This is a genomic window from Pseudomonas sp. P97.38, assembly GCF_001269745.1.
Taxonomy (GTDB): domain Bacteria; phylum Pseudomonadota; class Gammaproteobacteria; order Pseudomonadales; family Pseudomonadaceae; genus Aquipseudomonas; species Aquipseudomonas chlororaphis_E.
In genome coordinates, this window is sequence record NZ_LHVJ01000030.1 from 16,243 (window position 1) to 42,131 (window position 25,889).

21 protein-coding genes are annotated in these 25,889 nt (G+C 61.3%); all 21 read left to right on the forward strand.

Annotation, left to right across the window (positions count from 1 at the left end):
• The first annotated feature begins 21 nt into the window (after positions 1-21).
• The 21 genes from AD664_RS25010 (at position 22) to nuoL (ending at position 25,882) form a co-directional block, all read left to right on the forward strand.
• Positions 22-2,247: an NADP-dependent isocitrate dehydrogenase gene (locus AD664_RS25010; protein WP_053150936.1), complete on the forward strand. Its 2,226-nt coding sequence runs from the start codon at positions 22-24 to the stop codon at positions 2,245-2,247.
• A gap of 215 nt (positions 2,248-2,462) precedes the next feature.
• Positions 2,463-2,909, forward strand: coding sequence for an NUDIX hydrolase (locus AD664_RS25015; RefSeq protein ID WP_042732085.1), 447 nt, complete (start codon positions 2,463-2,465; stop codon positions 2,907-2,909).
• Positions 2,910-2,968: 59 nt separating this feature from the next.
• Positions 2,969-4,093: a tRNA 2-thiouridine(34) synthase MnmA gene (gene mnmA, locus AD664_RS25020; RefSeq protein WP_053150939.1), complete on the forward strand. Its 1,125-nt coding sequence runs from the start codon at positions 2,969-2,971 to the stop codon at positions 4,091-4,093.
• On the forward strand, positions 4,090-4,713 hold the full coding sequence (gene hflD / locus AD664_RS25025) for a high frequency lysogenization protein HflD (RefSeq protein ID WP_053150942.1): 624 nt from the start codon (positions 4,090-4,092) through the stop codon (positions 4,711-4,713). Before mnmA ends, hflD begins: the two co-directional genes overlap by 4 nt.
• Positions 4,714-4,964: 251 nt before the next feature.
• Positions 4,965-6,335 (forward strand): adenylosuccinate lyase, encoded by a 1,371-nt coding sequence (gene purB, locus AD664_RS25030; RefSeq protein WP_053150945.1) that lies wholly within the window; start codon positions 4,965-4,967, stop codon positions 6,333-6,335.
• 84 nt (positions 6,336-6,419) lie between these two features.
• Positions 6,420-7,586 (forward strand): cupin domain-containing protein, encoded by a 1,167-nt coding sequence (locus AD664_RS25035; RefSeq protein ID WP_053150947.1) that lies wholly within the window; start codon positions 6,420-6,422, stop codon positions 7,584-7,586.
• Positions 7,579-8,004 carry a GNAT family N-acetyltransferase gene (locus tag AD664_RS25040; protein ID WP_042729781.1) on the forward strand — a complete coding sequence of 142 codons (426 nt, stop codon included), beginning with the start codon at positions 7,579-7,581 and terminating at the stop codon, positions 8,002-8,004. The genes AD664_RS25035 and AD664_RS25040 overlap by 8 nt, the downstream gene beginning before the upstream one ends.
• A 362-nt stretch (positions 8,005-8,366) precedes the next feature.
• Positions 8,367-10,565, forward strand: a complete 2,199-nt coding sequence (locus AD664_RS27560) for a hypothetical protein (protein ID WP_157061598.1) — start codon at positions 8,367-8,369, stop codon at positions 10,563-10,565.
• A 190-nt stretch (positions 10,566-10,755) separates the two neighbouring features.
• Entirely contained in the window at positions 10,756-11,517 is a 762-nt protein-coding gene (locus AD664_RS25050; protein WP_042729783.1) for a secretin N-terminal domain-containing protein, read from the forward strand.
• Between the two features lie 504 nt (positions 11,518-12,021).
• Positions 12,022-13,347, forward strand: coding sequence for an isocitrate lyase (gene aceA, locus AD664_RS25055; RefSeq protein ID WP_041021072.1), 1,326 nt, complete (start codon positions 12,022-12,024; stop codon positions 13,345-13,347).
• Positions 13,348-13,975: 628 nt separating this feature from the next.
• A complete protein-coding gene (locus AD664_RS25060) occupies positions 13,976-14,389 on the forward strand; it encodes an NADH-quinone oxidoreductase subunit A (protein ID WP_030141323.1) in 414 nt (137 codons plus the stop codon).
• A 10-nt stretch (positions 14,390-14,399) separates the two neighbouring features.
• The gene (locus AD664_RS25065; protein ID WP_030141322.1) at positions 14,400-15,074 is read left to right on the forward strand and encodes an NADH-quinone oxidoreductase subunit B family protein; all 675 of its coding nucleotides are present in this window, start codon (positions 14,400-14,402) and stop codon (positions 15,072-15,074) included.
• 74 nt (positions 15,075-15,148) lie between these two features.
• Positions 15,149-16,933 carry an NADH-quinone oxidoreductase subunit C/D gene (gene nuoC / locus AD664_RS25070; protein WP_053150955.1) on the forward strand — a complete coding sequence of 595 codons (1,785 nt, stop codon included), beginning with the start codon at positions 15,149-15,151 and terminating at the stop codon, positions 16,931-16,933.
• A 2-nt stretch (positions 16,934-16,935) separates the two neighbouring features.
• On the forward strand, positions 16,936-17,433 hold the full coding sequence (gene nuoE, locus AD664_RS25075; RefSeq protein WP_042729785.1) for an NADH-quinone oxidoreductase subunit NuoE: 498 nt from the start codon (positions 16,936-16,938) through the stop codon (positions 17,431-17,433).
• Positions 17,430-18,788, forward strand: a complete 1,359-nt coding sequence (gene nuoF / locus AD664_RS25080; RefSeq protein ID WP_042729786.1) for an NADH-quinone oxidoreductase subunit NuoF — start codon at positions 17,430-17,432, stop codon at positions 18,786-18,788. The genes nuoE and nuoF overlap by 4 nt, the downstream gene beginning before the upstream one ends.
• A gap of 142 nt (positions 18,789-18,930) precedes the next feature.
• Complete coding sequence (gene nuoG, locus AD664_RS25085; RefSeq protein WP_053150958.1) at positions 18,931-21,645, forward strand: NADH-quinone oxidoreductase subunit NuoG; 2,715 nt, start codon at positions 18,931-18,933, stop codon at positions 21,643-21,645.
• Positions 21,642-22,649 carry an NADH-quinone oxidoreductase subunit NuoH gene (gene nuoH / locus AD664_RS25090; RefSeq protein WP_042729788.1) on the forward strand — a complete coding sequence of 336 codons (1,008 nt, stop codon included), beginning with the start codon at positions 21,642-21,644 and terminating at the stop codon, positions 22,647-22,649. Before nuoG ends, nuoH begins: the two co-directional genes overlap by 4 nt.
• Positions 22,650-22,660: 11 nt before the next feature.
• Positions 22,661-23,209, forward strand: coding sequence for an NADH-quinone oxidoreductase subunit NuoI (nuoI, locus tag AD664_RS25095; protein ID WP_003180051.1), 549 nt, complete (start codon positions 22,661-22,663; stop codon positions 23,207-23,209).
• Positions 23,210-23,218: 9 nt separating this feature from the next.
• A complete protein-coding gene (gene nuoJ / locus AD664_RS25100) occupies positions 23,219-23,719 on the forward strand; it encodes an NADH-quinone oxidoreductase subunit J (RefSeq protein WP_042729789.1) in 501 nt (166 codons plus the stop codon).
• A 4-nt stretch (positions 23,720-23,723) separates the two neighbouring features.
• Positions 23,724-24,032, forward strand: a complete 309-nt coding sequence (gene nuoK / locus AD664_RS25105) for an NADH-quinone oxidoreductase subunit NuoK (protein ID WP_003180046.1) — start codon at positions 23,724-23,726, stop codon at positions 24,030-24,032.
• Positions 24,029-25,882 (forward strand): NADH-quinone oxidoreductase subunit L, encoded by a 1,854-nt coding sequence (gene nuoL / locus AD664_RS25110; protein WP_053150962.1) that lies wholly within the window; start codon positions 24,029-24,031, stop codon positions 25,880-25,882. Before nuoK ends, nuoL begins: the two co-directional genes overlap by 4 nt.
• Positions 25,883-25,889 lie beyond the last annotated feature (7 nt).

Here is a 25,889-nt window from a genome sequence, read left to right on the forward strand (position 1 = left end):
AAGAAGAGAGTTAATCCGAATATGCCCACCCGCTCGAAGATCATCTATACCTTCACCGACGAAGCTCCCGCCCTCGCCACCTATTCACTGCTGCCGATCGTCGAAGCCTTTACCGCTTCGGCCGATATCGCCGTGGAAACCCGCGACATCTCCCTCGCAGGGCGCATCCTGGCCAGCTTCCCCGAGCAATTGGGTGACAAAGCCGTAGCCGACCACCTCGCCGAACTGGGCGACCTGGCCGTTACGCCTGAAGCCAACATCATCAAACTGCCGAACATCAGTGCTTCGGTGCCGCAACTGCAGGCCGCGATCAAGGAATTGCAGGCCCAGGGCTACGCGCTGCCGGACTACCCGGAAACCGTGACCAACGATGCCGAGAAAGACGCTCGCGCCCGTTACGACAAAGTCAAAGGCAGCGCCGTGAACCCGGTCCTGCGTGAAGGCAACTCCGACCGTCGTGCGCCGCTGTCGGTCAAGAACTACGCACGCAAGCACCCGCACAAGATGGGCGCCTGGGCAGCGGACTCCAAGTCCCACGTGGCCCACATGAGCAACGGCGATTTCTACGGCAGCGAAAAAGCCGCCCTGATCGACGCCGCTGGCAGCGTGAAAATCGAGTTGATCGCCCAGGACGGCACTGCCACTGTCCTGAAGGAAAAAACCACCGTGCAAGCCGGTGAGATCCTCGACTGCGCCGTACTGAGCAAGAAAGCCCTGCGCGAATTCATCGCAGCCCAGATCGAAGACGCCAAGCAACAAGGCGTGCTGCTGTCGGTGCACCTCAAGGCCACCATGATGAAGGTCTCCGACCCGATCATGTTCGGCCAGATCGTGGCCGAGTTCTATAAAGACGCCCTGGCCAAGCACGCCGAGGTGCTGGAGCAGATCGGCTTCAACCTGAACAACGGCATCGGCGACCTGTACGCCCGCATCAAGGCCCTGCCGGCCGAGCAGCAGGCGCAGATCGAAGCCGACATCCAGGCGGTCTACGCGGTGCGTCCATCCCTGGCGATGGTCAACTCCGACAAAGGCATCACCAACCTGCACGTGCCGAGCGACGTCATCGTCGACGCCTCGATGCCGGCCATGATCCGTGACTCCGGCAAGATGTGGGGCACCGATGGCCAACTGCACGACACCAAGGCCGTGATCCCGGACCGCTGCTACGCCACCATCTACCAGGCGGTGATCGAAGACTGCAAGCAACACGGCGCCTTCGACCCCACCACCATGGGCAGCGTGCCGAACGTCGGCCTGATGGCCAAGAAGGCCGAGGAATACGGCTCCCACGACAAGACCTTCCAGATCAAGGTCGGCGGCGTGGTGCGTGTATCCGACAGCAGCGGTCGCACCCTGCTGGAGCAGAACGTCGAGGCTGGCGACATCTTCCGCATGTGCCAGACCAAGGACGCGCCGATCCAGGATTGGGTCAAGCTGGCCGTCAACCGTGCCCGCGCCAGCAACACGCCGGCGATTTTCTGGCTGGACCCGATGCGCGCCCATGACGGCGTGGTCATCGAGAAAGTCCAGGCCTACCTGAAAGACCACGACACCAACGGCCTGGACCTGCGCATCATGTCGCCGGTCGAAGCGATGAAGTTCACCCTGGCCCGCACCCGCGAAGGCAAGGACACCATCTCGGTGACCGGCAACGTGTTGCGCGACTACCTGACCGACCTGTTCCCGATCATGGAGCTGGGCACCAGCGCCAAGATGCTGTCGATCGTGCCGCTGATGAACGGTGGCGGCCTGTTCGAAACCGGCGCCGGCGGTTCCGCGCCCAAGCACGTCCAGCAACTGCTGGAAGAAAACTTCCTGCGCTGGGATTCCCTGGGCGAGTTCCTGGCCCTGGCCGCGTCCCTCGAACACCTGGGCGTGACCTACAACAACCCCAAGGCACTGGTACTGGCCAAGACCCTCGACCAGGCCACTGGCGAGTTCCTGGACCGCAACAAGTCGCCTTCGCGCAAAGTGGGCGGCATCGACAACCGTGGCAGCCACTTCTACCTGACCCTGTTCTGGGCCCAGGCACTGGCCGCACAGAATGACGATGCAGCCCTCAAGGCTCAGTTCACCGCCCTGGCCAAGACGCTGACCGACAACGAAGAGAAGATCGTTGCCGAACTCAACGCCGTGCAGGGCAAGCCCGTGGACATTGGCGGCTACTACTTCGCCAACCCGGAACTGACCAGCAAGGCCATGCGCCCGAGCGCCACCTTCAACGCGGCAATCGCTGCGCTGGTGTAAGGTCCTCATGAAGCACCACGAACCCCGGCCTTGTGCCGGGGTTTGTGTTCCTGGCGCCACCCCATTTCCCCTGACAAACTTGTTCCCCCTGTGGGAGCGAGCTTGCTCGCGATAGCGGCGTAGCATTCAACACTGATATTGACTGACACACCGCTATCGCGAGCAAGCTCGCTCCCACATTGATCGCATTCAGACATTGAGTTCGAGGACACCACATGAATTGGAACCCCCACATCACCGTCGCCACCATCGTCGAGGACAACGGCCGCTTCCTGATGGTGGAAGAGTCCAAGGGCGGGCGCGCGGTACTCAACCAGCCCGCCGGACACCTGGATCCGGATGAGACGCTGATCGAGGCCGCCGTGCGCGAAACCCTGGAAGAAACCGGCTGGGACGTCGAGCCCACCAGCGTGGTGGGCATCTACCTGTACACCGCCCCCAGCAATGGCGTGACCTACCAGCGGGTCTGCTTCGCCGCCAAGGCGCTCAGGCACCACCCCGAGGCGCCGCTGGACGACGGCATTCTCGGCGCCCGATGGCTGACCCGCGACGAACTGCTCGAACAGCGCGAACGCTGGCGCAGCGAGCTGATCATCCGCTGCATCGACGATTATCTGGCCGGTCATCGCCACAGTCTGACGCTGATCCGTCCTTCTCTTTAGCCTTGAGCGCCCGGGCCTGATAGAATCGCGTCCTTTTTCAAGACACTCATTGAACTGCTATGCGCGATCCAGCCCCTTCTGACACACAAAAGAAGCGCGTCATTGTCGGCATGTCCGGCGGCGTGGACTCTTCCGTTTCCGCCCTTCTGCTGATCGAGCAGGGTTATGAGGTGGAAGGCCTGTTCATGAAGAACTGGGAAGAAGACGACGGAACCGAATACTGCACCGCCATGGACGACCTCGCGGACGCCCAGGCCGTGTGCGACAAGATCGGCATCAAGCTGCACACCGCCAACTTTGCCGCCGAGTACTGGGACAACGTGTTCGAGCACTTCCTGGCCGAGTACAAGGCCGGTCGCACGCCGAACCCGGACATCCTCTGCAACCGCGAGATCAAGTTCAAGGCGTTCCTCGACTACGCGATGATGCTCGGCGCCGACCTGATCGCCACCGGTCACTACGTGCGCCGCCGCGACATCGACGGTCGCACCGAGCTGCTCAAGGGCCTGGACCCGAACAAGGACCAGAGCTACTTCCTGCATGCGGTCGGCGGCGAACAGATCGCCAAGACGCTGTTCCCGGTGGGCGAACTGGAAAAGCCCGAAGTACGGGCCATCGCCGAGAAACACGCCCTCGCCACCGCGAAGAAGAAGGACTCCACCGGAATCTGCTTCATCGGCGAGCGCCGCTTCAGCGACTTCCTCAAGCAATACCTGCCGGCCCAGCCAGGCGAGATCAAGACAACCGAAGGCGAAGTCATCGGCCGCCACCATGGCCTGATGTACCACACCATCGGCCAGCGCCAGGGCCTGGGCATCGGCGGCCTGAAAGACGCCGGCGAAGAGCCGTGGTACGTGCTGATCAAGGACCTGGAGCACAACGAGCTGATCGTCGGCCAGGGCAATGACCATCCGTGGCTGTTTTCCCGCGCCCTGCTCGCCTCCGACATCTATTGGGTCAACCCGATCGACCTCAGCGAGCCACGCCGCCTGACGGCCAAGGTTCGCTACCGGCAGGGCGACCAGCCTTGCATCCTGGAAAAGACCGCCACCGGTTACCGCGCCACGTTCGACGATCCGCAACGGGCGGTCACGCCTGGCCAGTCCGTGGTGTTCTACGACGGCGAAATCTGCCTGGGCGGCGGCGTCATCGAAGTGGCTGAGCCCTGGAGCAGCAAGGCATGACCCCGATCCAGGAACAACTGACGGCGTTGGGCGGCGTGTTTCTCGCCGCAGTGCTGGTGGATCGGATCGCCAAGACCGGCCAGGCCTCCGAAGCGGGCGTGGCCTGCATGCTCGGCAGCCTGCTGGTGCGCGACCCCAAGGACACCCTGGAAGTCTACGGCGGCGACGACCTCAACCTGCGCGAAGGTTACCGCGCACTGATCGGCGCCCTGGAGCGTGACCCCAGCGCCCTGCAACGCGAACCGCTGCGCTACGCCCTGTCGATGCTGGGGCTCGAGCGCCAGTTGGCCAAGCGCGACGACATGCTGGAGACCATCGGCAAGCGCCTGCCGCAGATTCAATCCCAGGTCGAACACTTCGGCCCGTCCCACGAGAATGTCGTGGCCGCCTGTGGCGCCCTGTACCAAGACACCCTGAGCACCCTGCGCCAACGCATCCAGGTGCACGGCGACATGCGCAACCTGCAGCAACCGAGCAACGCCTCGAAGATCCGCGCCCTGTTGCTGGCCGGGATCCGCTCGGCGCGGTTGTGGCGGCAACTGGGCGGCCATCGCTGGCAGTTGGTGATCAGCCGGCGCAAGTTGCTGAAAGAGCTTTACCCATTGATGCGCAACGAATAAGTCGCTTCAACCTGCTTCTTTTGTGGCGAGGGAGCTTGCTCCCGCTGGGCTGCATGGCAGCCCCTCTTGAGTCCGGGTCGCCTGGATTCAGGGACGCTTCGCGCCCCAGCGGGAGCAAGCTCCCTCGCCACAGGTAATAAACAGTTTTATTTCGTTACGCGTAACACGCCGGTCAGTTGGCGACGGATCGGCGATTGTTTTCATGTATGATACGCGCCCCATTTCGTTGCCCGACTGTCCGAGAACACCCCATGCAGCTCTCTTCGCTCACTGCGGTTTCCCCTGTAGACGGCCGCTACGCCGGCAAAACCCAGGCCCTGCGCCCGATTTTCAGCGAGTACGGCCTGATCCGTGCCCGCGTCCTGGTTGAAGTGCGCTGGCTCCAGCGCCTGGCCGCTCACCCTGCCATCGGCGAAGTCCCGGCGTTTTCCGCCGAAGCCAACGCGGTGCTGAATGCCCTGGCCGATAACTTTGCGCTGGAGCACGCCGAGCGCGTCAAAGAGATCGAACGCACCACCAACCACGACGTCAAGGCCATCGAATACCTGCTCAAGGAGCAGGCGGCCAAGCTGCCGGAACTGGCCAAGGTCAGCGAGTTCATCCACTTCGCCTGCACCAGCGAGGACATCAACAACCTGTCCCATGCCCTGATGCTGCGCGAAGGCCGTGATGATGTACTGCTGCCCTTGATGCGTCAGATCGCCGAGGCGATCCGCGAACTGGCGATCCGCTTCGCCGACGTACCGATGCTGTCGCGCACCCACGGTCAACCGGCATCGCCGACCACCCTGGGCAAGGAACTGGCGAACGTGGTGTACCGCCTGGAGCGCCAGATCGCTCAAGTGGCCGCCGTGCCGCTGCTGGGCAAGATCAATGGCGCCGTGGGCAACTACAATGCCCACCTGTCGGCCTACCCGGACATCGACTGGGAAGCCAACGCCCGCGCCTTCATCGAAGACGAACTGGGCCTGAGCTTCAACCCGTACACCACCCAGATCGAGCCGCATGACTACATTGCCGAGCTGTTCGACGCGATCGCGCGCTTCAACACCATCCTGATCGACTTCGACCGCGACATCTGGGGCTACATCTCCCTGGGTTATTTCAAGCAACGCACCATTGCCGGCGAAATCGGTTCCTCGACCATGCCGCACAAGGTCAACCCGATCGACTTCGAAAACTCCGAAGGCAACCTGGGCATCGCCAACGCGCTGTTCCAGCACCTGGCGAGCAAGCTGCCAATCTCCCGCTGGCAGCGCGACCTGACCGACTCCACTGTGCTGCGCAACCTGGGCGTGGGCTTTGCCCACAGCGTCATCGCCTACGAAGCCAGCCTCAAGGGCATCGGCAAGCTGGAACTGAACGAGCAGAAGATCGCCGCCGACCTGGACGCCTGCTGGGAAGTCCTGGCCGAGCCGATCCAGACAGTCATGCGCCGCTACAACATCGAAAACCCCTACGAAAAACTGAAAGAACTGACCCGCGGCAAAGGCATCAGCCCTGAAGCGTTGCAGACTTTCATCGATGGCCTGGACATGCCTGCCGACGCCAAGACCGAACTGAAGAAGCTGACCCCGGCCAGCTACATCGGCAACGCCGCGGCACAAGCCAAGCGCATCTGAGGCACCGCTGCACCCTTGAGACGCCCGGCCGCGCCGGGCGTTTTTATTCGCGTATGAAAAGTATATTTTTTCAATAGGTTACACATGAATCCTGATATTCCTCTGCAACTCCTGGGCGGCATCACGGCACGGGAGTTCTTGCGCGACTACTGGCAGAAAAAGCCCCTGCTGATCCGCCAGGCCATTGCTGACTTCGAAAGCCCGATCGATGCCGACGAACTGGCCGGCCTGGCCCTGGAAGAAGAAGTCGAATCGCGCCTGGTGCTCGAGCACGGCGAGCGCCCCTGGGAACTGCGTCGCGGCCCGTTCGCCGAAGACGAATTCAGCCAACTGCCGGCGCGAGACTGGACCCTGCTGGTGCAAGCCGTCGATCAGTTCGTCCCGGAAGTCAGCGAACTGCTGGAGCACTTCCGCTTCCTGCCAAGCTGGCGTATCGATGACGTGATGATCAGCTTCGCCGCCCCAGGTGGCAGCGTCGGCCCGCATTTCGACAACTACGACGTGTTCCTGCTGCAAGGCCATGGCAAGCGCAACTGGAAGATCGGCCAGATGTGCGACTCCGACAGCCCGCTGCTGCCCCACGCCGACCTGCGCATCCTCGCCGACTTCGAGGCCACTGACGAATGGGTCCTGGAACCGGGCGACATGCTCTACCTGCCGCCGCGCCTGGCCCATTGCGGTGTGGCCGTGGATGACTGCATGACCTACTCCGTGGGCTTTCGCGCACCGAGCGCGGCCGAAGTGCTGACCCACTTCACCGACTTCCTCAGCCAGTTCCTGCCGGACGAAGAACGCTACACCGACGCCGACGCACGCCCGGTGAGCGACCCACACCAGATCCAGCACGACGCCCTCGACCGCCTCAAGGGCCTGCTGGCCGAACACATGAGCGACGAACGCCTGCTGCTGACCTGGTTCGGCCAATTCATGACCGAGCCGCGTTACCCGGAACTGGTGGTTGGCCCGGAACTGGAAGAAGACGACCTGCTGGCCGGCCTGGAGCAAGGCGCGGTGATCATCCGCAATCCGAGCGCGCGCCTGGCCTGGTCGGAAGTCGACGACGACCTGCTGCTGTTCGCCAGCGGCCAGAGCCGTTACCTGCCGGGCAAGCTGCGCGAGCTGCTGAAGATGATCTGCGCCGCCGACGCCCTGCACATCGAGAACCTCGGCCCCTGGCTGGCCGATGAAGACGGCCGCGGCCTGATCTGCGAGTTGGTCAAACAAGGCAGCCTGGGGTTCGCCGATGAATAAAATTCACGTTCGTGTCGCAGACTGGCAAAAGGATAACGCCGAGATCCGGCGCATTCGTGAAGCGGTGTTCATTGCCGAGCAATCCGTCCCACCCGAACTGGAATGGGATGCCGACGACCAGGGCGCCGTGCACTTCCTCGCCTTCGAAGGCGATTTCCCCATCGGCACCGCCCGCCTGCTGACCGACGGCCATGTCGGGCGCGTCTCGGTGCTCAAGGACTGGCGCGGCCTGAAGGTCGGCGACGCCCTGATGCACGCGGTGATCGCGGAGGCCGAAAAGCGCGGCCTCAAGCAACAGAAACTCAGCGCCCAGGTACACGCCACGCCGTTCTATGAGCGACTGGGCTTCGCCGTGGTCAGCGAGGAGTTCCTGGAGGCCGGGATTCCTCATGTGGATATGGTGCGCGGTAGCGCCTGAGCGCTGCGCCCCACGATTGATCGAGCACCAGCTAGAAAGCCATGGGCTTGCATGCAGGTTACCCAAATAAATGGATCGGCAAAAAAGCGGCCATCGTGAGATGGCCGCTTTTTTTTGGTTCTTCATCGAATACCAAAAGCCTCCTTAAATCCCCTCCCGACAAATAGATAACCGTTGGTCAATACTGCCATTTCTGACAGTAGCCGCTTGAATCGGCAGCCCCTAGCATCGAACTGAAACTTGGAAAAGACGATGAAGTTAGGTCTGCTGCCTAGGCGTTGCACACATGGGCACCCAGAACAGTGTGTGAGTTCAGCTTTTCCAATCCTTCAGTTTATGTTTATGCCGAATGGAGAAGTGAAATGACAGCTATGATTCTAAATCCCCTTTATGATGAGATTGCAGTCGCCCGCAGACCCAAAGTGACAGGCACCAGCAGCCCAAACGCTGCCATCACGCTCTACGAGTCCAATGTCGGTAATAAGATATGGGGTAGCACTTATGCAGATGCCAGTGGCAACTGGACCCTTGTACCCAGCGAAGACCTGCCGCTGGGGAGGTTTGGGCTAGTAGTCTCGGAAAATGGTGAATGGTCGAATAATCGTTATGTCCGAGTACGGGATTGGGAGTTTCTCATTAACACCCCCGAAGAGGATGCCCGAGTAATACGACGCCCCACGATATCCGGAATCTCCGAACCCGATTCAAAAATAGATATTTATGAGTCTAATGTCGGAAACAAGATATGGGGTAGCGGCCATGCCGACAAATATGGATTCTGGACCATCACACTTTCCGAAAATCTACCAGGGACCAGATTTGGGCTGGTTGCCAATGATGGTAAACAATGGTCAAACAATCGATATGTCACTGTAACGGAGGGCATTCTCTCTCCGACGCCGTCTTTTTCTCTGCTCATCTGGTACCCTTACGAGGATTATCAGGTACCACGACGCCCGACGGTAGCCGGATTCGCCGAACCCAATTCAAAGATAGATATATATGAGGCTAATGTCGGCAACAAGATATGGGGCAGTGGCTATACCGACCCATATGGGTATTGGAGCATCGATCTTCCCGAGGATCTGCCAGAGACCCGGTTCGGTTTGGTTGCCAGTGATGGCAAACAATGGTCGAACAATCGATATGTCAATGTATCGAACTCGAGCAATCCACCCCCAAGACAGAACACTGCCCTGAGCATCGACAGGCCCGGCGAGGACGCTCAGGTATCGCGGCGTCCAATGGTGTCCGGAACCGCCGCTCCCCATTCGAAAATTGACATCTACGAGGCTTATGTCGGAAACAAAATATGGGGCAGCGGTTATGCAGACCAGTTTGGAAGTTGGAATATTATCCTCTCCGAAGATCTGCCGGAGATTAGGTTTGGGCTAGTCGCCAACGATGGTAATGGTTGGTCAAATAATCGATATATTCAGGTTGCCCGCTCCGATTCAGCCGCCGACAAGGTCGTCCACGAAGTGACTGGTCGTTTAAACGAGATCGTCCCGTTTGTGGATAAAATACTTGGTCTTATACGAAGCGGCGCATACACCCCTCCAAGCGGAGGCCGGAGTGGCATTCCTCTTACAGGGGACGTTGTAGGTGTCGCCTTGAACATATACAAGGACATAAAAGAATATGGCTTTATATGGAATAGAACGCCTGACACGACGCGCCACGACCGCACAGGGGTCATACTCACAGTCGATGCGAACACGCGGACTCCACAAAATGCCAGCGTAGCCGTCAGCAGAGACTGGCTGGTCTCCTTTGTATCTTCAAGCGTTACTTTTCCAGTGCCGATCCCCCTGCCTGCCGACACATGGGAGTACGCCCATCATGGTTACTGCAAAGCGGGCGGCGACACCAATTACCCTATAGCCAGCGGTGACAACAGATTCCCTTTCAATGGGCCGGGAGCCTATGTCGGACAGTTGGTTTATAAATTTGGGGAAGAAGGCAAGGCCTTGCCGATTTATAACGAGCACTATGCAAGCACATTGAACGAGCAAGGTGAACTTTATCTGAGAATGAATATTCCTGACGAGCGGCTTACCCGGTGCTACGGAGCCCTGCAGGTTTACGTCGGCACATTTAGACCCAGTGGAGAACTCGTATTCGTTACGGTCATCCCGGACAGCGGTTGGGTCAGGTGCGGCATCACCAGACATCAGAATTGGGACAAGATCGTTCACTTGGGCAATTCCAGTGAGCCGATATTCATGTCGCTCGATGCACCGGCCGTCTCACGAAAAAACAACTGGGGGGCCCCGGCGCTCACCACTACGGTTGCCTCGATTTCAGGAGATTGCGGCCCGGCAGGCGTATCGGAAAAACTTATTTCCATCGTCGGCGACACGTCCTATCCCTACAGCGGGCCAGGCGCCAGATATGGCCAGCTCATCTATAAATGGGGAGAAAACGGGACACCGCTGCCCGCCTGGCACTCGGAGGAACGAGGAGAACAGAAGACCGGAGACATATTCTTGAGGATGAACGACAGGGGCGACAGCATGTATGACAACCAATCAAGCCGAATACACGTCATCGTCAGCTGAAGCACGGCAAACTTCCCGAGACAAGCTCATCAGATAGACGGTTCGCCACCTACGACTCCACCAGACGCCTGTCCATGAATACGCCCCGCCATCTTCCGATGCCGGGGCGTTTTGCTGTCTATCATTCAACTTGAACCACGTTGGGCCGACAAACTGGCAATATCAAGCCTTTGTCCCGCGGAGAAATGGAATGTCCCTACGCACCCTCCTGACCACCCTGCTACTGGGGTGCAGCCTGTCTGTGATGGCCGACACGCAAATTGTCCCGTTGAATTACCGCACCAGCGCCGACTTGCTGCCGGTGGCGCAGAATTTCATGGGCAAGGACGGCCAGGTCAGCGCCTATGGCAATCAACTGATCGTCAATGGCGAGCCCGGCAAGATCGAAGAACTGCGCCAGTTCCTGGCACAACTGGACACCGCCCCCAAGCGCCTGCTGATCACGGTCGACACCAACGAGAACAATCTGCAGGGTGACCAGGGCTATTCCATCAACGGCGCCGCCCCCAGCCAGACCCGCATCATCAACCGCAGCACCGCGAGCCGCGACGGCGGCGTGCAGCAGGTGCAGGCCAGCGAAGGCCAGCCGGCCCTGATCCAGGTGGGCCAGAGCGTGCCGTTCACCAGCAGCCAGAGCGACAACTACGGTCGCGTGCAAAGCCAGACCGAATACCGCAACGTCACCCAGGGTTTCTACGTCACCGCCAGCGTCACCGGCGAAACCGTTCACCTGAGCATCAGTACCAACCGTGACCGCATGAGCCAGGAACGTCCCGATGTAGTGAACGTGCAAAGTACCGACACAACCGTCAGCGGACGCCTGGGCGAATGGATCACCCTGGCCGGCGTGAATCGCCAGACCCAGGCCGATAAACAGGGCCTGACCCGCAGCTACTCGACCCAGGGCCGCGATGACATGATTTTGCGGGTCAAGGTCGACACCCTGAACTGAAGCACCAAAAACTGACTGATGAGTCGTATTAGACCAAAGATGTAGTGCTCAAAAAAAAGCACTACAAAACGTTTGACGAGCCAAAAAACCGAAGGCATGATGGCCTCGCTCCCGCTAATCAGGGGCCCTGGCAAGGGCCTTCGGGTCGACGCTTGCAACCACCCTGCGAGCCGATTCGTGTCTGTACCGCCCACAAGGTGTGTTTGACGAGGTTGCGACTGGAACGAAGTTGTCCCGAGGGACGGAAGCGTAACTAGGTAACCCGGCATCATTCTGAGTTCGTATAAAGGCCCACGACGCCCGCATGCGCCCGCAGTTCGCCCCTACCTGCTCACTTTCCCCTCGAGCCCATCGTTCATCCCGTCGCCGCCCCGCCTGAACCGACTTGTCCGCCCGGCCCCCTGGCCAGCGAGCAGCCTCCTTCGCCAATGACTGGCGCCGTAGGCACGCAGGACATTTGACCCAGACCGATTTTTTCTACACGACGCGACGAGGTTTATCTCCATGGCACTGACACGCGAACAGCAAATTGCAGCCCTTGAAAAAGACTGGGCTGAAAACCCGCGCTGGAAAGGCGTGAAGCGCAATTATTCCGCTGCTGACGTCGTCCGCCTGCGTGGCTCGGTTCAACCTGAGCACACCTTTGCAAAGATGGGCGCCGAGAAGCTGTGGAACCTGGTCACCCAGGGCGCCAAGCCATCCTTCCGTCCCGAGAAAGATTTCGTCAACTGCATGGGCGCCCTGACCGGCGGCCAGGCCGTTCAGCAAGTCAAGGCCGGCATCCAGGCGATCTACCTGTCGGGCTGGCAAGTGGCCGCGGACAACAACTCCGCCGAGTCGATGTACCCTGACCAGTCGCTGTACCCGGTGGACTCGGTTCCTACCGTGGTCAAGCGCATCAACAACTCGTTCCGTCGCGCCGACCAGATCCAGTGGAAAGCTGGCAAGAACCCGGGCGATGAAGGCTACATCGACTACTTCGCACCGATCGTGGCTGACGCCGAAGCCGGTTTCGGCGGCGTCCTGAACGCCTACGAACTGATGAAGAGCATGATCGAGGCAGGCGCCGCCGGCGTTCACTTCGAAGACCAATTGGCCTCGGTGAAGAAATGCGGCCACATGGGCGGCAAGGTACTGGTTCCGACCCAGGAAGCCGTACAGAAGCTGACCGCTGCCCGCCTGGCCGCCGACGTTGCCGGTGTACCGACCATCATCCTGGCCCGTACCGACGCCAACGCCGCTGACCTGCTGACCTCCGACTGCGACCCGTACGACCAGCCGTTCGTGACCGGCACCCGTACCCAGGAAGGCTTCTACAAGGTCCGCGCCGGCCTCGACCAGGCCATCGCCCGCGGCCTGGCCTACGCGCCTTACGCCGACCTGATCTGGTGCGAAACCGCCAAGCCGGACCTGGACGAAGCCCGTCGCTTCGCCGAAGCGATCAAGAAGGAATACCCGGACCAGATCCTGTCGTACAACTGCTCGCCTTCCTTCAACTGGAAGAAAAACCTGGACGACGCGACCATCGCCAAGTTCCAGCGCGAACTGTCCGCCATGGGCTACAAGCACCAGTTCATCACCCTGGCCGGCATTCACAACATGTGGCACAGCATGTTCAACCTGGCGCACGACTACGCCCGCAACGACATGACCGCCTACGTGAAGCTGCAAGAGCAAGAGTTCGCTGACGCTGCCAAAGGCTACACCTTCGTGGCCCACCAGCAGGAAGTGGGCACCGGCTACTTCGACGACATGACCACCGTGATCCAGGGCGGCACGTCGTCGGTAACCGCGCTGACCGGCTCGACCGAAGAAGAACAGTTCCACTGATCCGCCTGAACGGCCCTTGCGGACCGAGAAAAAGCTAACCGCAAGGCCTGATATCTGACGCCCCGACTGGTTCGGGGCTTTTTTTCGCCTACGCTTCAAGGGGCAACGAAGCGCCCTTGTGGGAGCGGGCTTGCTCGCGAGGGCGACGTGCCAGGCAATGAATGCACAACTGACACGCCGCTTTGGCGAGCAAGCCCGCCCCCACCAGAAACGAAAGAACCTTCAGAAAAATTGATCGAACGCAGTATCGGGCAGTCTGAAAAAGAGTAAAACGGCCGGCGCTGACAATTGCAGTCACCACCCTGTAAGAAAAGTACTCAGCTACTGCGCGGGCTTACTTGATGGAACGCCCGCACAAACAATAACAATTATCATTTAGGAGAACATCTCTTTGTTACAACCAACGCGAAATATTATTGAAGAATCAACGGCCAATGCCCATCCCACCGGGGCCGCGGGGCCTTGGAGGTGCGCTATGTCCTTATTCCAATAAATAATTTCGCTATAGGAATTTTACTTGCCCGGTGTTTAGCCATAAAATCACCGCGATTGATTGCTGCGACATATCGTCACTGCGTTATTTCTTTTCAAGCTCAGAGGCCCTTGCCCTCTGTTAAGGATTTCCAGCATGCCCGAAGCGACAGGACTCATGGCCCACAACTGGGGCTTTGCCATTTTCCTTCTGGGCGTCGTCGGCCTGTGTGCCTTCATGCTCGGCGTGTCGAGCCTGCTCGGGTCAAAAGCCTGGGGCCGCAGCAAAAACGAACCGTTCGAGTCCGGCATGCTACCTACCGGTGGCGCCCGCTTGCGGCTCTCAGCCAAATTCTATCTGGTCGCGATGCTCTTCGTGATCTTCGATATCGAAGCCCTCTTTCTCTTTGCATGGTCTGTGTCCGTCCGCGAAAGCGGCTGGACCGGATTCGTCGAAGCACTCGTTTTCATAGCAATTCTGTTGGCAGGTCTTGTCTACCTTTACCGGGTGGGGGCACTTGATTGGGCTCCGGAAGCTCGGCGCAAGCGGCAAGCGAAGCTGAAACAATGAGGCTTTGGCAATGCAATACAATCTCACCAGGATCGACCCCGATGCTCCTAACGAGCAGTATCCGATTGGCAAGCGGGAAACCGTCGCCGATCCGTTAGAAGATCAAGTCCACAAGAACATCTTCATGGGCAAGCTCGAAGACGTGCTGAACAGCACGGTCAACTGGGGTCGCAAGAACTCCCTGTGGCCGTACAACTTCGGCCTTTCGTGCTGCTACGTGGAAATGACCACCGCCTTCACGGCGCCCCACGACATCGCGCGCTTCGGCGCCGAAGTGATCCGGGCCTCGCCGCGCCAGGCGGACTTCATGGTTATCGCCGGAACCTGCTTCATCAAGATGGCGCCGATCATCCAGCGTCTCTATGAGCAGATGCTCGAACCCAAGTGGGTGATCTCCATGGGCTCGTGCGCCAACTCCGGTGGCATGTACGACATCTATTCCGTCGTTCAAGGGGTGGACAAGTTCCTGCCCGTGGACGTCTACGTGCCCGGCTGCCCGCCTCGCCCTGAAGCTTTCCTGCAAGGCCTGATGCTGTTGCAGGAGTCGATTGGCCAGGAGCGTCGCCCACTGTCCTGGGTCGTTGGTGATCAAGGCGTCTATCGCGCCGAGATGCCGTCGCAAAAGGAACAGCGTCGCGAACAGCGTATCGCAGTCACCAACCTGCGCAGCCCCGACGAAGTCTGATCCAGCTCTGTTCCTCACAGTAGAAACGAGAACCTGGCTTCATTCTTTACGTTGACCGAAAGCGATAAATAACCATGACTACAGGCAGTGCTCTGTACATCCCGCCTTACAAGGCAGACGACCAGGATGTGGTCGTCGAACTGAACAACCGTTTTGGCGCCGACGCGTTCACCGTCCAGTCGACCCGCACCGGCATGCCGGTGCTGTGGGTTGCCCGCGCCCGACTCATCGAAGTCCTGACCTTCCTGCGCAACCTGCCCAAGCCGTACGTCATGCTCTATGACCTGCACGGCGTGGACGAGCGGCTGCGCACCAAGCGCCAGGGCCTGCCCGACGGCGTCGACTTCACCGTGTTCTACCACCTGCTGTCGATCGAGCGTAATAGTGACGTAATGATCAAGGTCGCCTTGTCCGAGAGCGACCTCAGCGTGCCGACCGTGACCGGTATCTGGCCGAACGCCAACTGGTACGAGCGTGAAGTGTGGGACATGTACGGGATCGACTTCCCCGGCCACCCGCACCTGTCGCGCATCATGATGCCGCCGACCTGGGAAGGTCACCCGCTGCGCAAGGACTTCCCAGCCCGCGCCACCGAGTTCGACCCGTTCAGCCTGTCGCTGGCCAAGCAACAGCTCGAGGAAGAAGCCGCGCGCTTCAAGCCTGAAGACTGGGGCATGAAGCGCTCGGGCGCCAACGAGGACTACATGTTCCTCAACCTGGGTCCGAACCACCCTTCGGCCCACGGTGCGTTCCGCATCATCCTGCAACTGGACGGCGAAGAAATCGTCGACTGCGTCCCGGACATCGGCTACCACCACCGTGGCGCCGAGAAAATGGCCGAGCGCCAGTCCTGGCACAGCTACATCCCGTACACCGACCGCATCGATTATCTCGGCGGGGTGATGAACAACCTGCCGTACGTGCTCTCGGTCGAGAAGCTGGCCGGGATCAAGGTACCGGAGAAGGTCGACGTCATCCGCATCATGATGGCCGAGTTCTTCCGTATCACCAGCCACCTGCTGTTCCTGGGCACCTACATCCAGGACGTCGGCGCCATGACCCCGGTGTTCTTCACCTTCACCGACCGCCAGAAGGCCTACACGGTGATCGAAGCCATCACCGGTTTCCGCCTGCACCCGGCCTGGTACCGCATCGGTGGCGTCGCCCACGACCTGCCGCGGGGCTGGGAGAAGCTGGTCAAGGACTTCGTCGAATGGATGCCCAAGCGCCTGGACGAATACACCAAGGCAGCCCTGCAGAACAGCATCCTCAAGGGTCGGACCATCGGGGTCGCCGCCTACAACACCAAGCAAGCCCTGGAATGGGGCGTCACCGGTGCCGGCCTGCGTTCCACCGGTTGCGACTTCGACCTGCGCAAGGCACGCCCTTACTCCGGCTACGAGAACTTCGAGTTCGAAGTCCCGCTGGCCGCCAACGGTGACGCCTACGACCGCTGCATGGTTCGCGTCGAGGAAATGCGTCAGAGCGTCAAGATCATCGACCAGTGCCTGCGCAACATGCCGGAAGGCCCGTACAAGGCGGACCACCCGCTGACCACGCCGCCGCCCAAGGAGCGCACGCTGCAGCACATCGAGACCTTGATCACGCACTTCCTGCAGGTTTCGTGGGGCCCGGTCATGCCGGCCAACGAGTCCTTCCAGATGATCGAAGCGACCAAGGGCATCAACAGTTATTACCTGACGAGCGACGGCGGCACCATGAGCTACCGTACCCGGATTCGCACCCCAAGCTACCCGCACCTGCAGCAGATCCCTTCGGTGATCAAAGGCAGCATGGTCGCGGACTTGATCGCGTACCTGGGTAGTATCGACTTCGTTATGGCCGACGTGGACCGCTAAGCATGAACAGCACGCTTATCCAGACAGACCGTTTCGCCCTCAGCGAAACCGAGCGCTCGGCCATCGAGCACGAGCTGCATCACTACGAAGACCCGCGCGCGGCGTCGATCGAAGCCTTGAAGATCGTCCAGAAGGAACGTGGCTGGGTGCCTGACGGCGCGCTCTACGCCATCGGCGAGATCCTCGGCATCCCGGCCAGCGACGTCGAGGGCGTCGCCACCTTCTACAGCCAGATCTTCCGCCAGCCGGTGGGCCGCCACATCATTCGCGTCTGCGACAGCATGGTCTGCTACATCGGCGGCCACGAGTCCGTGGTCAGCGAGATCCAGGGAAAGCTGGGCATCGGCCTGGGCCAGACCACCGCCGACGGCCGCTTCACGCTGCTGCCGGTGTGCTGCCTGGGCAACTGCGACAAGGCACCGGCGCTGATGATCGACGACGACACCTTCGGTGACGTCAAGCCTGAAGGCGTCGCCAAACTGCTGGAGGGCTACGTATGACCCTGACTTCCTTCGGGCCCGCCAACCGCATCCAGCGTTCGGCCGAAACCCATCCCCTGACCTGGCGCCTGCGTGACGACGGCGAAGCCGTGTGGCTGGACGAGTACCAGGCCAAGAACGGCTATGCCGCCGCGCGCAAGGCGTTCGCCGACATGGCCGCGGACGACATCGTCCAGACCGTGAAGGACTCCGGCCTCAAGGGCCGCGGTGGTGCGGGCTTCCCCACGGGCGTGAAGTGGGGCCTGATGCCCAAGGACGAATCCATCAATATCCGCTACCTGCTGTGCAACGCGGACGAGATGGAACCCAACACCTGGAAAGACCGCATGCTGATGGAGCAACTGCCCCATCTGCTGATCGAAGGCATGCTGATCAGTGCCCGCGCGCTGAAGACCTACCGCGGCTACATCTTCCTGCGTGGCGAATACACCACCGCCGCCAGGCACCTCAACCGTGCCGTGGAAGAAGCCAAGGCCGCGGGCCTGCTGGGCAAGAACATCCTGGGCAGCGGCTTCGATTTCGAGCTGTTCGTCCACACCGGTGCCGGGCGCTACATCTGCGGTGAAGAAACCGCGCTGATCAACTCCCTGGAAGGCCGCCGCGCCAACCCACGCTCCAAGCCGCCCTTCCCTGCCGCCGTGGGCGTGTGGGGCAAGCCGACCTGCGTGAACAACGTCGAGACGCTGTGCAACGTGCCGGCAATCATTGCCGACGGCGTGGACTGGTACAAATCCCTGGCCCGCGACGGCAGCGAAGACATGGGCACCAAGCTCATGGGCTTCTCCGGTCGGGTCAAGAACCCGGGCCTTTGGGAACTGCCATTCGGCGTCACCGCGCGCGAGCTGTTCGAGGACTACGCCGGCGGCATGCGCGACGGCTACACGCTCAAGTGCTGGCAGCCAGGCGGCGCCGGTACCGGCTTCCTGTTGCCGGAACACCTGGACGCACAAATGTACGCCGGCGGCATCGCCAAGGTGGGCACCCGGATGGGTACCGGCCTGGCCATGGCGGTGGACAACAGCGTCAACATGGTGTCCCTGCTGCGCAACATGGAGCAGTTCTTTGCCCGTGAATCCTGCGGTTTCTGCACCCCTTGCCGCGACGGCCTGCCGTGGAGCGTCAAGCTGCTGATGGCCATCGAGAACGGCCAAGGCCAGCCTGGCGACATCGAGACCCTGCTGGGCCTGGTGGGTTTCCTCGGCCCAGGCAAGACCTTCTGTGCTCACGCACCGGGTGCCGTGGAGCCGTTGGGCAGCGCAATCAAATACTTCCGCCCTGAATTCGAGGCCGGCATCGCGCCAACCCGCGCCGGTGACCTCAATCAGGTGGTCACGCCGACCATGGTCGGCGCGTAACGACGCTTTACCAGGCGAAGGGTCCGTGCCCTTCGCCTTTCGTTCGATGACGCCTTTTCACCGAGGCTGTTTGGATTCGGACGAACGACAAGATTCCATTAGCCACGCCCGCTGACACCGGGCCAACGAAGAACTTTGAACCATGGCCACTATCCACGTAGACGGCAAAGCGCTCGAAGTCGACGGGGCAGACAACCTGTTACAGGCATGTCTGTCGCTGGGCCTCGACATTCCTTATTTCTGCTGGCACCCCGCCCTTGGCAGCGTCGGCGCCTGTCGCCAGTGCGCAGTCAAGCAATACACCGACGAGAACGACACCCGTGGTCGGATCGTCATGTCCTGCATGACCCCCGCCACCGACAACACCTGGATCTCCATCGACGATGAAGAATCCAAGGCGTTTCGCGCCAGCGTCGTCGAATGGCTGATGACCAACCACCCGCACGACTGCCCGGTCTGCGAGGAAGGCGGTCACTGCCACCTGCAAGACATGACCGTGATGACCGGCCACAACGAGCGCCGCTATCGCTTCAAGAAACGCACCCACCAGAACCAGCAACTGGGCCCGTTCATTTCCCACGAGATGAACCGCTGCATCGCCTGCTACCGCTGCGTGCGTTTCTACAAGGACTACGCCGGCGGTACCGACCTGGGCGTGTTCGGCGCCCACGACAACGTGTACTTCGGACGCGTTGAAGACGGCACGCTGGAAAGCGAGTTCTCCGGCAACCTCACCGAGGTCTGCCCGACCGGCGTGTTCACCGACAAGACCCACTCCGAGCGCTACAACCGCAAGTGGGACATGCAGTTCTCGCCGAGCATCTGCCACGGCTGCTCCAGCGGCTGCAACATCTCCCCGGGCGAGCGTTACGGCGAACTGCGTCGCATCGAGAACCGCTACAACGGTTCGGTGAACCAGTACTTCCTCTGTGACCGCGGCCGTTTCGGCTACGGCTACGTCAACCGCACCGACCGTCCGCGCCAACCGCTGCTGGCGGGCAGCACCAAGCTGAGCCTGGACGAAGCACTGGACAAGGCCGCCGACCTGCTGCGCGGCCGCAACATCGTCGGCATCGGTTCGCCACGGGCCAGCCTGGAAAGCAACTACGCGTTGCGTGAACTGGTCGGTGCCGAACATTTCTACAGCGGTATCGAAGCCACCGAGCTGGAGCGCATCCGCCTGGTGCTGCAAGTGCTCAAGGACAGCCCGCTGCCCGTGCCGACGATGCGCGACATCGAAGACCACGACGCCGTGTTCGTCCTTGGCGAAGACCTGACCCAGACCGCCGCGCGCATGGCCCTGGCCCTGCGCCAGTCGGTCAAGGGCAAGGCCGAGGACATGGCCGACGCCATGCGTGTGCAGCCTTGGCTCGACGCCGCCGTGAAGAACATCGGTCAGCACGCGCTCAACCCGCTGTTCATCGCCAGCCTCGCCGAAACCAAGCTCGACGACGTCGCCGAAGAATGCGTGCATGCCGCGCCTGACGACCTGGCCCGCATCGGCTTTGCCGTCGCTCACGCCCTGGACGCCAGTGCACCGGCCGTCGAAGGCCTCGACAGCGAAGCCGCCGAACTGGTGCAGCGTATCGCCGACGCCCTGCTGGCCGCCAAGCGTCCGTTGATCATTGCCGGCACCTCCCTGGGTTCCAAGGCGTTGATCGAAGCCGCCGCCAACATCGCCAAGGCCTTGAAGTTGCGCGAGAAGAACGGCTCCATCAGCCTGGTCGTACCGGAAGCCAACAGCCTCGGCCTGGCCATGCTCGGTGGCGAGTCGGTGGATGCAGCCCTGCAAGCGGTGATCGACGGCAACGCCGACGCCATCGTGGTACTGGAAAACGACCTCTACACCCGGACCGACAAGGCCCGTGTGGACGCCGCCCTGAGCGCCGCGAAAACCGTGATCGTCGCCGACCACCAGAAGACCGCCACCACCGACCGCGCCCACCTGGTGCTGCCGGCGGCGAGCTTCGCCGAAGGCGACGGCACGCTGGTCAGCCAGGAAGGTCGCGCCCAGCGCTTCTTCCAGGTCTTCGATCCGCAATACCTGGACGCCAGCATCCTGGTCCACGAAGGCTGGCGCTGGCTGCATGCCCTGCGCGCCACCTTGCTGAACCAGCCGATCGACTGGACCCAACTGGACCACGTCACCGCCGCCTGTGCGTCGAGCAGCCCGCAACTGGCCGCCATCGTCGACGCCGCGCCGTCCGCCGCGTTCCGCATCAAGGGCATGAAGCTGGCCCGCGAGCCGCTGCGTTACTCCGGCCGCACGGCCATGCGCGCCAACATCAGCGTGCACGAACCGCGCACTCCGCAAGACCAGGACACCCCGTTCGCCTTCTCCATGGAAGGTTACTCGGGCTCCGCCGAACCGCGCTCGCAAGTGCCGTTCGCCTGGTCGCCGGGCTGGAACTCGCCGCAAGCCTGGAACAAGTTCCAGGACGAAGTCGGCGGTCACCTGCGTGCCGGTGACCCGGGCAAGCGCCTGATCGAAAGCCAGGGCGATGGCCTCAGCTGGTTCGCCAGCGTGCCGCGCGCCTTCAACCCGGCACCAGGGACCTGGCAGGTCGTGCCGTTCCATCACCTGTTCGGCAGCGAAGAGAACTCTTCCAAGGCCGCACCGGTGCAGGAGCGCATCCCCGCCGCCTACGTGTCGCTGGCCAAGTCCGAAGCCGATCGCCTGGGCGTCAACGACGGGGCCCTGCTGAGCCTGAACGTGGCGGGCCAGACCCTGCGTCTGCCGCTGCGTATCAATGAAGCACTGGGCGCCGGCCTGGTGGCGCTGCCCGCCGGCCTGGCCGGCATCCCACCGGCGATATTCGGCAAAACCGTCGACGGTCTGCAGGAGGCAGCGCAATGAGCTGGTTCACCCCTGAAGTGATCGATGTGATCCTGACGGTCCTCAAGGCCATCGTGATCCTGCTGGCCGTAGTGGTCGCAGGCGCACTGTTGAGCTTCGTCGAACGTCGCCTGCTGGGCTGGTGGCAGGACCGCTATGGTCCGAACCGCGTCGGCCCGTTCGGCATGTTCCAGATCGCCGCCGACATGGTGAAAATGTTCTTCAAGGAAGACTGGACCCCACCGTTTGCCGACAAGGTGATCTTCACCCTGGCACCGGTCGTGGCCATGAGCGCCTTGCTGATCGCCTTCGCGATCATCCCGATCACCCCGACCTGGGGCGTGGCGGACCTGAACATCGGCCTGCTGTTCTTCTTCGCCATGGCTGGCCTGTCGGTGTATGCGGTGCTGTTCGCCGGCTGGTCGAGCAACAACAAGTTCGCCCTGCTGGGCAGCCTGCGTGCCTCGGCCCAGACCGTGTCCTACGAAGTGTTCATGGGCCTGGCGCTCATGGGCATCGTGATCCAGGCCGGCTCGTTCAACATGCGTGACATCGTCGAGTACCAGGCGCAGAACCTGTGGTTCATCATTCCGCAGTTCTTCGGCTTCTGTACCTTTTTCATCGCCGGCGTGGCCGTGACTCACCGTCACCCCTTCGACCAGCCGGAAGCGGAACAGGAACTGGCCGACGGTTACCACATTGAATATGCCGGCATGAAATGGGGCATGTTCTTCGTCGGCGAGTACATCGGCATCATCCTGATCTCGGCGCTGCTGGTCACGCTGTTCTTCGGTGGCTGGCACGGTCCGTTCGGCATCCTGCCGCAATTGTCCTTCGTCTGGTTCGCCTTGAAGACCGCGTTCTTCATCATGCTGTTCGTCCTGCTGCGCGCCTCGATCCCGCGTCCACGCTACGACCAGGTGATGGACTTCAGCTGGAAATTCTGCCTGCCGCTGACCCTGATCAACATGCTGGTGACCGCTGCGATCGTTTTAATGAACGCGCCTGCGGCCGCGGTTCAGTGAGGATTTGACCCATGTTCAAATATATTGGCGACATCGTTAAGGGTACCGGTACCCAACTGCGAAGCCTGGTCATGATCTTCGGCCATGGCTTTCGCAAGCGCGACACCCTGCAATACCCCGAAGAGCCGGTCTACCTGGCTCCGCGTTATCGCGGCCGCATCGTCCTGACCCGTGATCCCGACGGCGAAGAGCGTTGCGTGGCGTGCAACCTGTGCGCCGTGGCCTGCCCGGTCGGTTGCATCTCGTTGCAGAAAGCTGAAACCGAAGACGGTCGCTGGTACCCGGACTTCTTCCGCATCAACTTCTCGCGCTGCATTTTCTGCGGCCTCTGCGAGGAAGCGTGCCCGACCACCGCGATCCAGCTCACGCCGGATTTCGAAATGGCCGAGTTCAAACGTCAGGACCTGGTGTACGAGAAAGAAGACTTGCTGATTTCCGGTCCCGGTAAAAACCCTGATTACAACTTCTATCGTGTTGCAGGTATGGCCATTGCCGGTAAGCCCAAAGGCGCCGCGCAGAACGAAGCCGAACCGATCAACGTGAAGAGCTTGCTGCCTTAAGGAAGAAAGATGGAATTCGCTTTCTATTTCGCATCGGGTATCGCGGTGGTGTCCACGCTTCGTGTGGTCACCAACACCAACCCCATCCATGCCCTGCTCTACCTGATCATTTCGCTGATCGCCGTGGCCATGACCTTCTTCGCCCTCGGCGCGCCGTTTGCCGGTGCGCTGGAAGTGATCGCCTACGCCGGCGCCATCATGGTGCTGTTCGTGTTCGTGGTGATGATGCTCAACCTGGGCCCCGCCTCGGTGCAGCAGGAGCGCTCCTGGCTCAAGCCCGGCATCTGGGCAGGGCCGGTGATTCTCGCCGTCCTGCTGCTGGGGGAACTGCTGTACGTGCTGTTCGCCCACCAGAGCGGCCAGGCCATCGGCCACACCACCGTAGGTCCAAAGGCCGTGGGCATCAGCCTGTTCGGCCCGTACCTGCTGGTGGTCGAACTCGCCTCGATGCTGCTGCTTGCCGCAGCCGTCACGGCGTTCCATTTGGGCCGTAACGAGGCGAAGGAGTAATCACATGCCTGCTATCCCTCTCGAGCATGGCCTGGCAGTCGCCGGCATCCTGTTCTGTCTCGGCCTGGTCGGCCTGATGGTCCGTCGCAACATCCTGTTCGTGCTGATGAGCCTGGAGGTCATGATGAACGCCTCCGCCCTGGCCTTCATCGTGGCAGGCGCTCGCTGGGCGCAACCGGATGGACAGATCATGTTCATCCTGGTGATCAGCCTGGCAGCCGCCGAGGCCAGTATCGGCCTGGCGATCCTGTTGCAACTGTATCGCCGCTTCCACACGCTCGATATCGACGCTGCCAGTGAGATGCGCGGATGAACATGATCTTTCTGACTTTCGTATTTCCCCTGATCGGTTTCCTGCTGCTGTCGTTCTCCCGGGGACGCCTCTCGGAAAACCTCTCGGCACTGATCGGTGTCGGCTCCATCGGCCTGTCGGCGATTGTCGCCGCCTACGTGATCTGGCAATTCAACGTCGCACCGCCTGAAGGCGGGCACTACACCCTGGTGCTGTGGCGTTGGATGGCGGTGGAAGGCTTCACGCCGAACTTCGCCCTGTACATCGACGGCCTGTCGATCACCATGCTCGGCGTCGTGGTCGGCGTGGGTTTCCTGATCCACCTGTTCGCGTCCTGGTACATGCGCGGTGAAGACGGCTACTCGCGTTTCTTCGCCTACACCAACCTGTTCATCGCCAGCATGCTGTTCCTGGTGCTCGGCGATAACCTGTTGTTCCTGTACTTCGGCTGGGAAGGCGTGGGCCTGTGCTCGTACCTGCTGATCGGTTTCTACTACACCAATCGCAACAACGGTAACGCGGCACTCAAGGCGTTCATCGTCACCCGCATCGGCGACGTGTTCATGGCCATCGGCCTGTTCATCCTGTTCCAGCAGCTGGGTACGCTGAATATCCAGGAACTGCTGGTCAAGGCCCCGGAGCACTTCAAGGCCGGTGACTTCTGGATCGTCCTGGCGACCCTGATGCTGCTGGGCGGTGCCGTCGGTAAATCGGCGCAACTGCCGCTGCAAACCTGGTTGGCGGATGCAATGGCCGGCCCTACCCCGGTCTCGGCACTGATCCACGCCGCAACCATGGTGACCGCGGGCGTCTACCTGATTGCCCGTACCCACGGCCTGTTCGCCCTGGCGCCGGACATCCTGCACCTGGTGGGCATCGTCGGCGGCGTGACCCTGGTACTGGCCGGCTTTGCCGCGCTGGTGCAGACCGACATCAAGCGTATCCTCGCCTACTCGACCATGAGCCAGATCGGCTACATGTTCCTGGCCCTGGGCGTCGGTGCCTGGGAAGGCGCGATCTTCCACCTGATGACCCACGCCTTCTTCAAGGCCCTGCTGTTCCTTGCTTCCGGTGCGGTAATCGTTGCCTGCCACCACGAGCAGAACATCTTCAAGATGGGTGGCCTGTGGAAGAAACTGCCGTTGGCCTACGCCAGCTTCATCGTTGGCGGCGCGGCCCTGGCGGCCCTGCCACTGGTCACCGCCGGTTTCTATTCCAAGGACGAGATCCTCTGGGAAGCGTTCGCCAGTGGTAACCAGGGCCTGCTCTATGCCGGCCTGGTGGGTGCGTTCATGACCTCGCTGTACACCTTCCGCCTGATCTTCATCGCGTTCCACGGTGAAGCCAAGACCGAAGCCCACGCCGGCCACGGCATTGCCCACTGGCTGCCATTGTCGGTGCTGATCGTGCTGTCGACCTTCGTCGGCGCCATGATCGCCCCGCCACTGCACGGCGTGCTGCCGCAGAGCGTCGGCCATGCCGGCGGCGAAGCCAAGCACAGCCTGGAAATCGCCTCGGGCGCCATCGCCCTGGCCGGTATCCTGCTGGCCGCCCTGCTGTTCCTGGGCAAGCGTCGTTTCGTCACCGCCATCGCCAACAGCGGCCTGGGCCGTGTCCTTTCGGCCTGGTGGTTCGCCGCCTGGGGCTTCGACTGGATCTACGACAAACTGTTCGTCAAGCCATACCTTGCGATCAGCCACATTCTGCGCAAAGACCCGCTCGACCAGACCATTGGCCTGATCCCGCGCATGGCCAAGGGCGGCCACACCGCCCTGAGCCGTACCGAGACCGGTCAACTGCGTTGGTATGCGGCTTCCATGGCGGCTGGCGCCGTGCTGGTTATCGGCGCCATCGTGCTGGTAGCGGTCTGATATGAAC

Excerpts from the sequence above, each read along its gene's own strand:
- purB (WP_053150945.1), top strand. The coding sequence starts at position 4,965 with ATGCAGCTCTCTTCGCTCACTGCGGTTTCCCCTGTAGACGGCCGCTAC.
- nuoK (WP_003180046.1), top strand. The coding sequence starts at position 23,724 with ATGCCTGCTATCCCTCTCGAGCATGGCCTGGCAGTCGCCGGCATCCTG.
- nuoF (WP_042729786.1), top strand. The coding sequence starts at position 17,430 with ATGACCCTGACTTCCTTCGGGCCCGCCAACCGCATCCAGCGTTCGGCC.
- aceA (WP_041021072.1), top strand. The coding sequence starts at position 12,022 with ATGGCACTGACACGCGAACAGCAAATTGCAGCCCTTGAAAAAGACTGG.
- AD664_RS25035 (WP_053150947.1), top strand. The coding sequence starts at position 6,420 with ATGAATCCTGATATTCCTCTGCAACTCCTGGGCGGCATCACGGCACGG.
- AD664_RS25050 (WP_042729783.1), top strand. The coding sequence starts at position 10,756 with ATGTCCCTACGCACCCTCCTGACCACCCTGCTACTGGGGTGCAGCCTG.
- AD664_RS25065 (WP_030141322.1), top strand. The coding sequence starts at position 14,400 with ATGCAATACAATCTCACCAGGATCGACCCCGATGCTCCTAACGAGCAG.
- nuoJ (WP_042729789.1), top strand. The coding sequence starts at position 23,219 with ATGGAATTCGCTTTCTATTTCGCATCGGGTATCGCGGTGGTGTCCACG.
- nuoL (WP_053150962.1), top strand. The coding sequence starts at position 24,029 with ATGAACATGATCTTTCTGACTTTCGTATTTCCCCTGATCGGTTTCCTG.
- nuoI (WP_003180051.1), top strand. The coding sequence starts at position 22,661 with ATGTTCAAATATATTGGCGACATCGTTAAGGGTACCGGTACCCAACTG.
- AD664_RS25010 (WP_053150936.1), top strand. The coding sequence starts at position 22 with ATGCCCACCCGCTCGAAGATCATCTATACCTTCACCGACGAAGCTCCC.
- AD664_RS25060 (WP_030141323.1), top strand. The coding sequence starts at position 13,976 with ATGCCCGAAGCGACAGGACTCATGGCCCACAACTGGGGCTTTGCCATT.
- AD664_RS25015 (WP_042732085.1), top strand. The coding sequence starts at position 2,463 with ATGAATTGGAACCCCCACATCACCGTCGCCACCATCGTCGAGGACAAC.
- nuoC (WP_053150955.1), top strand. The coding sequence starts at position 15,149 with ATGACTACAGGCAGTGCTCTGTACATCCCGCCTTACAAGGCAGACGAC.
- AD664_RS25040 (WP_042729781.1), top strand. The coding sequence starts at position 7,579 with ATGAATAAAATTCACGTTCGTGTCGCAGACTGGCAAAAGGATAACGCC.
- nuoE (WP_042729785.1), top strand. The coding sequence starts at position 16,936 with ATGAACAGCACGCTTATCCAGACAGACCGTTTCGCCCTCAGCGAAACC.
- AD664_RS27560 (WP_157061598.1), top strand. The coding sequence starts at position 8,367 with ATGACAGCTATGATTCTAAATCCCCTTTATGATGAGATTGCAGTCGCC.
- hflD (WP_053150942.1), top strand. The coding sequence starts at position 4,090 with ATGACCCCGATCCAGGAACAACTGACGGCGTTGGGCGGCGTGTTTCTC.
- nuoG (WP_053150958.1), top strand. The coding sequence starts at position 18,931 with ATGGCCACTATCCACGTAGACGGCAAAGCGCTCGAAGTCGACGGGGCA.
- nuoH (WP_042729788.1), top strand. The coding sequence starts at position 21,642 with ATGAGCTGGTTCACCCCTGAAGTGATCGATGTGATCCTGACGGTCCTC.
- mnmA (WP_053150939.1), top strand. The coding sequence starts at position 2,969 with ATGCGCGATCCAGCCCCTTCTGACACACAAAAGAAGCGCGTCATTGTC.